We start from the raw sequence: 13,695 nt of genomic DNA on the forward strand, positions 1-13,695 counted from the left end.
TACGGACAGTGGCGCGGCCAGCTGCGGGGTCAGGGCTTTTCCAGCGAGGCGCGATAGCGCAGCAGCGCTTCCGGTTCGTCGGTCTGGAAGGCGCCGATGCCGGCGCGGTACAGCCGCCCCCACACCGCCTCCGGATCGCGCACCGCGTCGGCATCGCCGCCGACGTCGGCGACGAAGCCGTCCCAGAGCGTATTGACCAGCAGCCGCACCTGCCGCTGCTTGGCCAGGGCCGCCACCGCCGGCAACTGGGCCAGGCGCATCCGCGGCAGTTCGATCGCCACCGGCCGCACCTTGCCGCCGGTCTGGGTGCGCACGGTCTGCACCAGGTCGTCGGTCCCCGGCGGGTTCAGCAGCACCGGGGTGAAGTTGATCTGATCGAACGGCGGCATCGACGCCAGGTGCTGGCTGGCGACACCGACCTCGGTCTTGACCACCACCTGCCGCTCCATGCCGGCGCGGCGCACCGCGTCGACCACCTCGGCGTAGATCGGCGCCTTGACGTCGAGGTTGAGCATGATCCGGCCCTTGGCCGCGGCCAGCATCTGCTGCAGGGTCACTGGATGCTGGTCGGTGAGCGGCGCATCGGCGCCGCCCTCGTCGTCGCGCAGGCGCAGCCGCGCCAATTGCGGCCAGGTCAGTTCGGCGACCTTGCCGCTGCCGTCGGTGGTGCGGTCGACGGTGGCGTCATGGAACATCACCAGGGTGCCATCGCCCGCACGGCGGATGTCGGTTTCCAGCATGTCCACGCCCAGCGCCACGCAGCGCTCCAGGCCCAGCAGCGAGTTCTCCGGCGCGTGCCCGGCGAAGCCGTGCGCAGGCGCGGGATTGTGGCAACCGCGGTGGGCGACGACGAAGATGCCGCCGTCGGGATGGGCCAGGCGCGCCTGGATTGGGGCGATGGCGGCGACGGCCGGGGCCGTGGCGGTCAGCAGTGCGGCAATGACCGCGCCGCGCGAGAAAAGCAGGTTCATGAGAGGTCTCCGACAACGGTCACAGCGACGGGGTGAAGCGCAGGCCGAGCCAGTAGGTGGTCGGCATCGAATAACTGTCCTTCAGCAGGTTCTCGCCGGGGCCGGTGAAGCTGGTGAGACGGCTGTGGGTGACATTGCTGATCTGGCCGACCACGCTGAGCTGCTTGCTCACCGCCCAGGTCGCCGACAGGTCCAGCTGCGAGCGCGGCGCCCAGTACAGGTCCTGCCAGGCGATGTTGCTGACGATGGCGCGCAGCGCCTTGCCCTGGCGGTTGTAGGCCGCACGCAGTTCCACCCCGCCGATGGTGTAGAACAGCGAGGCGTTGGCGGTGTAGTCCGGCTGCCCGACCAGGCGATCGACGGTGCGCTGGCGCTGCACGAGGTTGGGCGCGCTGCCGCTGGTGAACGGCACGTCCATGCCGCCGTCGAGCAGGGCCAGGTTGGCGCTGGCGCCCAGGCCGGACAGCGCCGGCACGCCCGGGAACAGGGTGTTGAGCACCGCGCTCAATTCCAAGCCGCGCACATGCGCCTTGGCGGCGTTGGCCGGGGTGCTGATCAGCACGTTGGAATAGGTGGTGCCGTTGAAGCTGAACTGGTCGGTGCGCGAGAGGGTGAAGATCTCGTCCTGGATGCGCTTGTCGAACAGCGCCGCGGCCAGCATGCCGTCGACGTCGTCGGGCAGGCGCCATTCCAGCGACAGGTCCAGGTTGGTGGACACGCGCGGCTTGATGTCGGGATTGCCGATGGTGACGGTGACGCCCTGCGCGTTGGGATTGCCCATGTCGCTGCTGTTGACGAAGCCGATCGAGGTGCGCGCGGCATAGGCGTCGTAGGGCGGGCGGCCGAGCGTGCGGCTGGCGCCGGCGCGCAGGTCGAGGCGGTCGTTGACGTGGTAGGTCATCACCGCGGACGGCAGTACCTTGGCATAACGCGAATCGGTGGGCGCATCGACGTAGACGTAGTTCCCGCTGGCCACGTCCAGTTGCCGCTGGCGGCCGACCGTGGATTGGTCGGTATGGTCGTAGTGCAGGCCGGCTTCCACATCGAAATCGTCGGCGCGATAGCCGACCAGGCCGTAGGCGCCGAAGATTTCTTCGCGATGGCTGAAGTTGTCCTGGTTGCTGAAGGCGCTCTGGTCGGTGCGGTTGAACGCGCTCAGCGGCGTCGCCTCCAGCACCTGATTGGCCTTGTTCGGATCGATCGCAATCAGGTTCAGGCCCAGGTAGCTCATCGGCGCATTGGACGGCGCCAGCACGTCGGCGATCTTCAGCGGCGGCGCGCCGCGGTTGGGCTGGTATTCCACGCGGTAGATGTCGAAGCCGGGTTCGTCGCGGGTGTAGCTCAGGCCGCTGCCGAAGCCGAACCCACGGTCCATCTCGCCGCGGTTGAAGGCGTAGTCCAGGCGCCCGGTGAGCACCTTGTCGCGCGCGTTGCGCTGGTAGTCCGGACGCCAGTACAGCAGGCTGTAGTTGTCGTAGTCGTAGTACGCCTGCGCCGACATCGGGAAGCGCTGGTTGAGCGCGGAGGTGTCGTAGTTGAAGCCATAGGCCGCCGTCGGCACCACGGTGACGCCGGCGCCGGTCTGTCCTGTCGGCACCGCCGCCGGGCGCTGCGCACCGGTGACGTACTTGATCATCTTGATCGGCTCGGCATAGGTGGCATCGGACCAGGACGCGCGCGCCGACAGCAGCTGCCGGTCGTCAGGTCGCCACTCGAAGCCGGTCTGGCCGAGCTTGGTGCGGGTGGTGGTGATCTGGTTGGAATAGCCGACTTCCACGTCGCCGACCGGGTACGTGCCGCTGGTGGCGGTCTGGTTGTAGACGTGGTTGCGGTTGCGCGGATCGAGGATGATCTCGTTGCGCTCCATGTTGTCGCGGAAGTAGTAGTAGCCGGCCATGGCGTAGGCCTGTAGAGATGCGCTCAGCCGCGCCTCGAACTTGCCGGTGAGGCCGTAGCGGTCGCGCTTGTCCATTACGTACCAGTACTTGTCCTGCTGCGGCACGGCCCAGCCGTTGCCCAGGTTGGTGCCGCTCTGCAGCGCGCCGGTGCTGTCGTAGAACCCGTAGTGCACCGTGTCGGTGGTCATGTGGGTTTCGGTGTAGCTGCTCAGTGTCTGGTAGTTGCCGGACAGGGTCAGGCCGTACTGGCCTTCGCTGCCGAAGGTGCGGCTGCCGGTGGCGAGCAGGCGGTAGCCCGGGTCGTCCTGGTCGCGCGGCTTGCCCACGTCGTTGGCGTGGCCCAGCGAGGCTTCGGCGGTGAAGAACGGCTTGCCGCCGTTCTCGAACGCGCTGCGGGTCTTGAGGTTGATCGCGCCGCCGGTGGCGTTCGGGTCCAGGTCCGGGGTGAAGGTCTTGATGACCTGCAGTTCGCTGACCATCGAGGCCGGCAGGATGTCCAGGCGCACGCCACGGGTGATCGAGCCGAGCGTGCCGTTGGGCGTGCCCGGCGAGGCGACGGTCAGGCCGTCGATGGTGACGTTGTTGTAGGACGGGCCGAGCCCGCGCAGCACCGGGGTGGCGGCTTCGTCGCGCGGATGTTCGTTGTCGGTGGCCGGCAGCACCGACAGGCCCGGGATGCGGCGCAGCGCCTCGACGATGGTGGTGTCCGGCAGCGCGCGCACGTCGGTGGAGCTGACCACGTCGGTGATGTTGGTGGCGGCACGCTTGCTTTCGATCGCGGCGGCATTGGCCTTGCGCACGCCGGTGACCTTCACGCTGGACAGCGTGGTGGTGCCGTCGTCGCTGGTGGCAGCGGGGGGCGTGGTGGTGGGGGTGGTGTCGCCGACGGCCGGCGCGCTGGTCGCAGCGACGGCGCTGGCGTCGGTGGCGACCGTCGCCGTGGTGGACGCGGCGTCCTGCGCCAGCGCGGCCTGGCAGCTGGCGGCGAGCGCGCAGACGATCAGCACGCGGCGCCGATGGGTGAGTGGTTGCATGACAATGTCCCCTGGTAGATTAAATAACTTAAAGTTCGTTATTTAATCCCAGGGATATGACGACCTGATGGCGGCGCGCGGAAAGCGCGAAGACATCGCGATCCCGGAGAGGCGAATGGCCGCCCGTGCTGCGAGGGGCGTTGCGCGCACGCTGCAGCCACGTGCGCCGTGTCGGACACGGCCGAATCAGAGACAGTCTGGCGGGCGCCTCAGTCCGCGCGGAGGCGCGGCGCGGTGCACCTGCACCGCCTGCGTGGCGAACGCGGCGAGCACGCCGGCCGGGGCGTCGTGTTCGACCACCAACCGGTCGATCGCCTCCACGCCGACCACGCGGTGCGCGGCCAGGGTACCGAGCTTGTCGCTGGTCACCACCGCCACGGTCTCGGCGCTGGCCTCGACCATCGCCCGCTTGAACAGGCTCTCCTCGTCGTCCACGCCCCACAGGCCGCGTTCGGGGTCGATCGCGCAGGCGCCGGGGAAGCACAGGTCGGCGCGCAACTGCCGCAGTTGCTGCAGCGCCTGGGCGCCGACCGCGGCGCCGCTGCGCGGATCCAGGCGTCCGCCGATCAGCAGGATCTCGATGCCTTCGCGGCGCAGCAGGAGGTGCGCGATGTCCGGCGCATTGGTGACCACGCTCAGCCCCTGCCCTGCCGGCAGCGCCGCGGCGATGGCGCTGTTGGTGGAGCCGGCATCGATCAGCAGCCGCTGCCCGGGCTTGACCAACGCGACCGCGGCCAGCGCCAGCGCGCGCTTGCGCTCGGCGTGCTCGGCCTGGCGCTGCGGCAACGGCGCGAAGGTCGGGGTGGGCAGCAGCGCGCCGCCGTAGACGCGCCGGCACAGTCCCTGCGCGGCGAGTTCGCGCAGGTCGCGGCGGATCGAATCCTCGGACACGGCGAAGCGCTCGGCCAGTTCCGCCGCGACCACCCGGCCGTGCTCGCGCAGGCGCTGCAGGATCGCCTGCTGCCGCTCCTGCGGCAGCGTGTCGCGCTCGCCGCTCATGGCGCCGCGGCGTCGGCGCGCGGTGGCAGCAGGCCCAGCGCGACCAGGTCCTCGCGCAGCGTGGCGGCATCGCGGAACTGCAGCGCGTGCATGCCGGTGGCCGCGGCGGCATGCACGTTGCGCGGCGCGTCGTCGATGAACACCGCCCGCGCCGGCGCGATCGCGTAGCGCTCGCACAGCAGCGCGAAGATCGCCGGATCCGGTTTGACCAGGCGCTCCTCGCCCGACACCAGCACGCCCTCGAACCACTGCAGGAACGGGTAGCGTTCGCGCGCGATCGGGAAGGTTTCGTGCGACCAGTTGGTCAACGCGTACAGCCGCACGCCCTGCCCGCGCAGTTCCTCCAGCACCCCCACCGTGGCGTCCATTGCGCCGCCCAGCATCTCCGACCAGCGCGCGTGGTAGGCGGCGATCATCGGCGCATGCGCCGGATGCAGCGCGCTCAGTTCGGCCACGGCGTCGTGCCACGGCCGTCCGGCGTCCTGGCGCTCGTTCCACTGCGGGCTGCACACCTCGCGCAGGAAGGCCTCCATCGCTGCCTCGTCGTCGAACAGGCGGCGATACAGATGGCGAGGGTTCCAGTCGATCAGGACGCCGCCGAGATCGAACACCACGGTGTCGAGGGGAAGTGTGGCGGAAGGATCGGACGACGGCATGGCAGGCTCCAGCAGACGAGAGTGGGGATCAGCGACGCACCAGGCGCGCGCCGGCGGCGACCAGCAGCAACAACGCCGCCACCGCGGCCAGCGCCAGCGGCAGGCCGATGGCATGGGCCAGGAACCCGATCAGCGCCGGTCCGGCGAGCAGGCCGGTATACCCGAGCGTGGTCAAGGTCGCCAGCGCCAGGGCCGGCGAGGTGCCGGGCAGGCGCCCGGCGGCGCCGAACATCACCGGCACCAGGTTGGAGGCGCCCAGGCCGACCAGCACGCAGCCGAACAGGCCGCTGCCCGGCAAGGTCCCGAGGCTGGTCAGCGCCAGCCCGGCGGCGGCCAGTACCGCGCCGATGGCGACGGTGCGCACCGGCCCCAGCCAGGCCACCAGGCGGTCGCCGCCGAGCCGGCCCAGCGCCATCGCCACCGAGAACGCGGCATAGCCCATGCCCGCCACGCTCGGCGCCAGGCCATGATGCTCGCGCAGCAGCACCGCGCTCCAGTCGAGCATGGCGCCCTCGGCCAGCAGGCAGACGAAGCACAGCGCGCCCAGCAGCAGCACCGGCCCCCGCGGCAGCCGCAGCGGCACCGCTTCGCTGGTGGACGCCGCGTGCCGCAGCAAGCCGCCGCGCTGCCACAGCAGCACGCCCAGCAGCAGCGTGGCGACGAGCACGGCACCGGCCAGCAGCGGCAGGCCGGCACCGAGCAAGGCGCTCATGCCGGCCGCGCCGAGCAACCCGCCGACGCTGAACAAGCCGTGGAAGCCGGACATCGCCGCCTTTTGCAGGCGGCGCTCCACCTCCACCGCATGCGCGTTCATGGAGACGTCGAGCGCGCCCAGCGCCGCGCTGAAGTACAGCAATGCCGCCACCAGCAGCGGCACGCTGGGCGCCAGCGCCAATGCCGGCAACGCCAGGCACAGCGCCAGCGCGCTGGCGACGATGACCGTGCGGGCGCCCAGGCGGTGGCTGAGCAGCCCGCCCAGCGGCATCGCCAGCACCGAGCCGGCACCGAAGGCCAGCAGCACCATGCCCAGCCGCGCATCGTCCAGCGCGAAGCGCGCCTTGACGTAGGGCACCATCGGCGCCCAGGCGGCCATGGCCATGCCCGACAGCAGGAACATGCCGCGGGTGGCGGCGACGGCGCGGGAGACGGTGGGCGCTGGGGCTGGAGCGGACGGCGAAGCGGACGGCATGGGGGAACCCTGGCGAACGAATGCCAGGCCAGCTTAGACGAACGTGCACAATCGTGCAAAAACGTGCATTAATCGACATCAGAGACAGCAATGGCGGCTACCACTGCATGGGCTTGGCGGGATCCACGCATGCGGTGGCACCGAAACGACGACAGGACCCTGTTGGGCCCTGTCTGGGTGCTGCAAGCGCGGGAATGTAGCTGCGGTGCGGCGGGCGCGGCGGTCTCCGCCGGACCCTCACCCTCGCCCCCTCTCCCGGAGGGAGAGGGGAGTCAGCTGGCTTCCCTGGCGGCCGGACCCTCAGACCCGGCCCCTCTCCCGGGGGAGAGGGGAGTCAGGCGGCTCCGCTGGCGGTCATCCCCTCACCCCTCCGGCCTTCTCGCGGAGGGAGAGAGGAGTCAGGGCTGCACGACGTTGATCGTGCCGGGGTTGCTGCGCCCCACGCCGCGCAGGTCGGGGCGGTACATGTCCTCGACCAGCGAGGGCGGCACCGTGTAGGTGCCCGGGGTCACCGCGCGCACCAGGTAGAACACCTGCGCCTTGCTGCCCGCCGACAGGCTCAGCGCGGCCACGTAGCGGTCGTCGCGGAACTCCTCGTGCTTGACGTCGGCGGCGTTGGAGCGGTCGCTGATCTCGATGCCGTCCACCACCACGTCCGCCCACTGCTTGGCGTCGCCCAGGTTGAAGTTCTCGATCTCCAGGCCGGCCGGCAGCAGGTCGGTCAACAGCGCGTCGGGCATGCTGGTATCGGAGGTGATGGTGACGCGCACGATCAGCGCCTCGCCCTCCTTCAACGGCCGCGGCGTCCACGGCTTGCCGTCGGTGCCGTAGAAGCTGCGCTCCACCTTCAGCGTGCTGTCGTCCGCCGCCGGCGGGGTGCGCGGCACGCCGGCGATTTCCAGGCTGGCGTACAGCGGCGGCTGGCCCTGCGGCACGAAGTGCACGCCGCGCGCCAGCTCGGCCTCGTCGAACTGACGGCCGAAGGCCTTGGCCGGGGCGATCGCCTCGCTGCTGTCGCCGATGCTCAACTGCCCGGACACCTGCGCGGTCTGGCTGTTGAGCAAGGCCTTGCCCATGCGCGCCAGCGCCACCTGCTCCTGCGTGCTCAGCCACAGCCAGCCGCCGCGGCGGCGCGCGTCCAGCTCGCGGCCCAGCGCCACTACCCGCGCGTCGTACTCTGGCTTGGCCAGGCCGCGCTCGTGCAGCAGCGCGACCATCAGCGCATCGTCGCGGACCACGCTGCCGTAGTCGCCGAAGTAGCGCGGCCGGTCGGCGCTGTCCTTGGCGAAACCGGCAGCGATCGCCGCCTCGCCACGCTTCTTGTCGCCCTGCAGCGACAGCGCCACGCCCAGGTGCACCAGCGACAGGCCGGTCAGCGCCTTGCCACGGTCGTTGTCGTACAGCGCGCGCAGCGTGCCCAGCGGCGCGCGGTTGACCCGCGCCAGCACGTAGCCGGACCAGGCCTGGTTGGCGAACTTCAGGTTCTCGCGGCGGTCCTGGCCGTAGAAGTTGTTGCCGCCGGACAGCAGGTCCTCACTGAGCCGGTTCAATGCCTTCTGCAGCACGGTGTCGGGCACCGCGAAGCCGGCGTCCTTGGCGTCGAGCAGGAACTCGGCGATGTACGGGGTCAGGCCCGGATTGACGTAGCCGTCGTCGCCCCACATCGAGAAGTGGCCGCTGGAGACCTGCATCGAGGCCAGCCGCCCGAACGCGCCTTCCATGCGCGCGCGGCGCGTGGCCGCATCCAGGCCCTTGACCCCGAGCAGGCGCGCGGTGGCGTCGTCGAGCAGCAGCGCGGCGTAGCCCTTGCTGGTGGTCTGTTCGGCGCAGCCGTAGGGATACTGCAGCGCGCCCTGCAGGGCGCTGGCGAACGGGATCGGCGGCAAGGCGCTGACCAGCATGCGCGCGCTGACCGAACCGGCCATCAGGCCCTCGGCGTCGCTGGCGCCCAGCGTCACCGGCGCCAGCGTGTCCAGCACGCGGGTCTGCGTGCGCAGCACCGACGGCCACGCCGCGCGCACCGGCAGGTCGTAGCGGCGGTCGGCGGCATAGCCATTGCCCTCCACCCGCACCCGCACCTTGGCCACGGTGTAGCCCTCCTGCGCCACCAGCGGGAAGCTCAGGGTGGCCTTGCCGTCCTTGCCCAGCTTGGCACTGCGCGCATTGTCGGCGATCGCCAACGGGCCCTCGCCGTCGACCCGCACCTTGAACTCGCCCGGCTGGCCGGTGAAGTTCTGCACGTCCAGGGTCACGGTGCTGCGGTCGCCCGGCGCCATCACCCGCGGCATGCTGGCCTCGGCCACGATCGGCGCGCGCACCAGCGTCTCCACATCGCGGTTGCCATAGCGCTCGTCCGAATACACCAGCGCCGACACGCGCAGGGTGCCGTTGAAGTCCGGCACCGGCAGTTGCACGCGGGCATTGCCCTTGGCGTCGAGCCGCACCGGGCCGGAGAACAGGTCCACGGTCTGTACGCGCGCGGTCGGGCGCTTGGCCTGCGGCAACGCCGCCAGCGCCATGTCGCCGCCGAAGCGCAGCTTGCCGGTGCCGCCCTCGAAGCTCTCGATGACCCGGCCGTAGATGTCGTAGGCGTCCACACCCAGGCGCCGCTGCGCGAAGAACTGCGCGTTGGCGTCGGGCACCGGGAAGCGGGTGATGTTGAGGATGCCCACGTCCACCGCGGAGATGGTCACGTGCGCCTGCTTGCCGGCCAGCTCCGGCACGCTCACCGTCACCGGCAGCGGCTGCTCCGGGCGCATCTGCTTGGGCGCGACCAGGCCGACCGCCACGCGCCGGGCCTTGCGCTCCATCGGCACGTGGGCCACGCCGACCGCGCGCGCCGGGGTGATCTTGCTCGGCGCCGAGCCGCCGCGGAACACCAGCGCGGTGACGTAGACGTCGTGGCGCTCCCAGTCCTTGGTCACCGGGATCTCGAAGCGGCTGCCCGGCTTCACGTCGATGTCCTGCACGTACAGCATGCGGTCGCTCTCGACCATCAGCAGGCCGGGGCCGGCGTGCGGCGGGGTCAGGGTGACCGTGAGCGTGTCGCCGGCCTTGTAGCCGGTCTTGTCCAGCGCCAGCTTGACCTTGTCCGGGCGCGCGTCGAGGCCGCGGTTGTCGTCGTTCCAGCTCCAGCCGGCATGGAACGGATAGCGCGTGGTCAGGCCGGTGGCCGGGTCGAACACGTCCACCCGGTACTCGCCCCACTCCACCGGGAAATCGAATTTGGCCGCGCTGGCGCCGGCATCGACGGTGAGCGTCTGCTTGTTCTCGAAGCGGCGGGTGAAGTCGTAGTCCCAACGGTTGTCGGTGAACGCCCAGTGGTAGTCGCGCAGCTCGCGCACCAGAGTGACCTTCAGGCCCTTGGCCGGCTGCGGCTTGCCCTGCGCATCCACCCGCATCAGTTCGAAGCGCGCGTTGGCGTTGGCGTCGGCGCCGTCCTTGTCGTCGAACAGCGGGCGCACGCCGACCAGCGCCGGCGCCGGCCACAGCACGCGCTTGAGCGTGCGGGTGACGGTGCGGCCGCCGGTCTCGTACACGCTGGCCGAGACCAGCGCGGCGATGGTGCTGGTCGGCTTGGCCTCGTCGGGCAGCGCCAGGTCCTCGCTGAGCTTGCCGTCGGCGCCGAACTCGGTGTCGACCACGTCCTTGGCCTCGCGCGGCAACTGCAGCGTCGGGTCGCCGAAGAAGTAGCCCGGCAGCGCCTCCACCGGATGCTGCTCGACCGCCACCGCCAGCTTGGCGGTGAAGCGGTTGCCCGCCGCCGGCGCGCCGTACAGGTAGGCGGCGGTGGCCTGCAGCTTGAACGGCTCGCCCGGCTTGAGCGTCTTCTGCGTGCTGTCCAGGTCCAGCTTCATGCGCTCGGGCAGGAACTCCTCGATGCGCAGGGTCATGCCCTGCACCGCTTCCTTGCTGGTCGGGTCGGTACGGAACTCCACCTGCCAGCGCCCGGTCGGCGCATCGGCGGGGATCAGTTGCTCGAAACTGAAATAGCCCTGCTCGCCCGGCTGCAGCCGGGTCTCGCGGAAGATCTTGCCGTCGGGCTGCTTCAGCCGCAGGAACACCGGCTGCGCGCCCTTGCCGGTGGTCGGCACCGGCTTGCCGTCGTTGTCGCGCAGCAGTGCCGAGACCCGCACGGTCTCGCCGGGGCGGTACAGGTCGCGGCCGGACCAGGCGAACACGTCGAACCAGGCGTTCTCGCGCCCGGCCACCGCGAACTCGCTCAGGTCCAGCGCCGGCTGGTTGAACGGCAGCATCGACAGGTCGGTACCGCTGCGCGCCACCAGCACCTGGCCGGCGTCGAGCGTGTAGTTCAGCAGCGCGTTGCCGTTGTCGTCGGTCTGGCCCTTGAGGAACAGCTCGCCGTCGGCGTTGAGCACGCGCAGCTCCACCTTCTTCAGCGGCTCGCCGCTCTGCAGCGAGGCGGTGTGCACGAACAGCTTGTCCTTGTAGGCGCGCGCGTGCAGGCCGATGTCGCTGACGGTGAAGAAGGCAGTGTCGTACTCGTTGTCGAACTTGCCGGGGCGGCGCAGCACTGCGAAGTACAGGCCGGGCGCCTGCAGCTCCTTGATCTCCTGGATCGGCAGGTAGGTCAGCGCACGCTCGTTCTTGTCGCCGCCGAGCACGAAGCGGTTGGTATAGACCGAGTCGGCCAGTTGCGAGATCGGGGTATGGTCGCCGTAGTCGCTGTCCAGCTCCCAGGTGCCGCGGCGGCCACCGCGCTGGTACTGGGCGAAGAACGCCGGCAGCGCGCTGTCCTTGACCCGCATGAACTCCACGTCCACTTCCGGCACGTTGAGCGAGACCACCGGCAGGCCGCGGCTCTCGCGCGCCGGCAGCACGCTGCCCTGCGAGGCGAAGCCGACCGCCGGCGTCAGTTCGCCGGTGTAGACCTTCTGCTTGAGCGGCTTGCCCAGGCGGCTGCCGTCGGCGGCCAGCAGGTCGGCCGAGATCACCACCGTGTAGTCCTTGGCCGCCTCCACGTAGGGATAGCGCAGGGTCTTGCCGTCGTCGGACAGCGACCAGGCGCTCTCGTCGGTGCCGACCTTCTCCTCGAAGCGCAACAGCTTGTCGAAATCCTGGGTGCCGACCAGCGGCCGCGAGAACTCCAGCGCCAGCGACAGCCCGTCGCCCTTCTGGTCGGGATAGGCGCGAACCAGGCCGAAGCCCTTCATCGCTTCCTTCTGCCCCTTCACCGGTTCGCCGCTGGCCTCGGGCAACTGCCCGGATTCGTTGCGCTTGCAGCCGCCCAGCGCCAGCGCCAGGCCCAGCACCAGGAACGTCCCCATCAACCCCGCGCGCAGGCCCGCCCAGCGCCGCTTCGAATCCGTATGCATGCGTTCGCTCCTTGAATGTGGCGCGAGTATAAAGCGCCGGCGCGACGGCTGGAGGGGCGAAGACGCGCCATCCGTCGGCATGTGCGCGGCAGGCCGCCGTCGGCGCGGATGTCCCTCCCGCCACGGCACCACCGGTCGCCGTGGAGCCTCCGTAGGAGCGGCTTCAGCCGCGACCGGCATTCCCGGGAACGCCCGTCGCGGCTGAAGCCGCTCCTACCCCCTAAGCGAGTACCCGCGCCCTCGCCTCGAGGTCATGTAGGCGGACGTCGGTCCCGACGCGACGGCACTGGGTGCGCAGATGGCTCCACGCGTCGGGACTGAAGTCCCTCCCACATGAAGCTTGCGCCGTGGGTGCTGTCGGCATGGGCCATCGGATTGGCTCCCCTGTGGGAGGGACTTCAGTCCCGACTGCAGCGCAATGGATCAACCAGTGGCTCCGCTTCCCGCGATGAACTTGCTCCCACCGCGGGCAATCCGACGAGCCATGCCGACAGCACCGACGGCACGCGTCTTATGTGGGAGGGACTTCAGTCCCGACTGCAGAGCAACGAATCAGCCAGCTGCTCCGGTCATCGCGACTACACGTCAGCGCAGTAACCGCTGCATGTACAACGCGATCAGCCGCGGCCGATCCAGCGCCAGGCACACCTGCGCGTTGGCCGCAGCTCCCGGCGCGTCCGCCACCGGTGCCTCGCGGGTGTAGCCCTTGTCGTCGACCACGATGCGCAGCGGCACGGTGGGGCACAGGCCCGGGTCGAGCAACTGCGCCACCGGCACCACGTCGAACAGGGTCGGGGTGGCACTGGCCCAGGGCTGGTCGGTGTCGCGCCACTGGTAGTAGAGCTGCGCCAGCGCGTCGGTCAGCGGCTCGCCATGGGCGAACAGCGCCACCCGCTCCGGCTCCTCCAGGGTCACCTGGGTGGCATCCAGCGGCAGCATCACGATCGGCACGCCGGCACCGAACACGCGCTGCGCGGCGGGTATATCGGCGGCGATGTTGTACTCGGCCGCCGGCGGATTGGGCGGACGGTAGCGCGACTTGCCGTAGCCCGCGCGCACCGAGCCGCCCATCAGCACCACCTGCTTGAGCTGGGCGAAGCCGGCCGGGTCGCGTTGCAACGCGCGCGCCGCGTCGGTCAGCGGGCCGAGCACCAGCAGGGTGACTTCGCCGGGATGACGACGCGCCTGGTCCAAGATGAACTGCGCCGCATCCGGCGCCTTGCGCGGCAGCGTACCCTTCGCCGCCCAGCGCGCCTGGCTGAAGGGAATCGTGCTGTCGGTGCGCTGGCCGATCGCCAGCGGAATCTCGCTGCGGCCGGCCTGCTGCAGCAGCCGCTGCAGCAGTTGCGCGCGCAGGCCGGTATCGCCCCAGGCCGAGGCGATACCCAGCACCTGCAGCTCCGGGCTGCGCAACAGCAACGCCAGCGCGAACGCATCGTCGATGTCGTCGCCGACGTCGGTGGACACCACTACCTTCTGTACCGGTGCGGTCACTGGCGACGATGCCGGGGCCGCCACCACATCGGTCGCCCAGGTCGCCACGATCAACAGTGCCGACGCCGCCCATTGCTTCAGCGCGCGCATGCGCATCTCCCAAAAAAGAACCGCCGGC

Annotated in this window: 7 protein-coding genes; all 7 read right to left on the reverse strand. The window is 70.4% G+C overall.

What is annotated here, in order from left to right; translation table 11 throughout:
• Positions 1-29: 29 nt before the first annotated feature.
• The 7 genes from NUG21_RS15280 to NUG21_RS15310 all read right to left on the reverse strand — a co-directional run bounded on the left by NUG21_RS15280 (position 30) and on the right by NUG21_RS15310 (position 13,667).
• On the reverse strand, positions 30-971 hold the full coding sequence (locus NUG21_RS15280) for a glycerophosphodiester phosphodiesterase family protein (RefSeq protein WP_263391314.1): 942 nt from the start codon (positions 969-971) through the stop codon (positions 30-32).
• 19 nt (positions 972-990) lie between these two features.
• Positions 991-3,903 carry a TonB-dependent receptor gene (locus NUG21_RS15285; protein WP_263391315.1) on the reverse strand — a complete coding sequence of 971 codons (2,913 nt, stop codon included), beginning with the start codon at positions 3,901-3,903 and terminating at the stop codon, positions 991-993.
• A 186-nt stretch (positions 3,904-4,089) separates the two neighbouring features.
• Positions 4,090-4,902 carry a DeoR/GlpR family DNA-binding transcription regulator gene (locus NUG21_RS15290; protein ID WP_263391316.1) on the reverse strand — a complete coding sequence of 271 codons (813 nt, stop codon included), beginning with the start codon at positions 4,900-4,902 and terminating at the stop codon, positions 4,090-4,092.
• Positions 4,899-5,558, reverse strand: a complete 660-nt coding sequence (locus NUG21_RS15295; protein ID WP_263391317.1) for an HAD family hydrolase — start codon at positions 5,556-5,558, stop codon at positions 4,899-4,901. The genes NUG21_RS15290 and NUG21_RS15295 overlap by 4 nt, the downstream gene beginning before the upstream one ends.
• Positions 5,559-5,586: 28 nt before the next feature.
• On the reverse strand, positions 5,587-6,747 hold the full coding sequence (locus tag NUG21_RS15300; protein ID WP_263391318.1) for an MFS transporter: 1,161 nt from the start codon (positions 6,745-6,747) through the stop codon (positions 5,587-5,589).
• 398 nt (positions 6,748-7,145) lie between these two features.
• Complete coding sequence (locus NUG21_RS15305) at positions 7,146-12,035, reverse strand: alpha-2-macroglobulin family protein (protein ID WP_263393100.1); 4,890 nt, start codon at positions 12,033-12,035, stop codon at positions 7,146-7,148.
• 633 nt (positions 12,036-12,668) lie between these two features.
• Positions 12,669-13,667 carry a nucleoside hydrolase gene (locus tag NUG21_RS15310; RefSeq protein ID WP_242082263.1) on the reverse strand — a complete coding sequence of 333 codons (999 nt, stop codon included), beginning with the start codon at positions 13,665-13,667 and terminating at the stop codon, positions 12,669-12,671.
• Positions 13,668-13,695: the final 28 nt, after the last annotated feature.

This window comes from Xanthomonas sp. CFBP 8445, from assembly GCF_025666235.1.
In the GTDB taxonomy this organism is placed as follows: Bacteria; Pseudomonadota; Gammaproteobacteria; order Xanthomonadales; family Xanthomonadaceae; genus Xanthomonas_A; species Xanthomonas_A indica.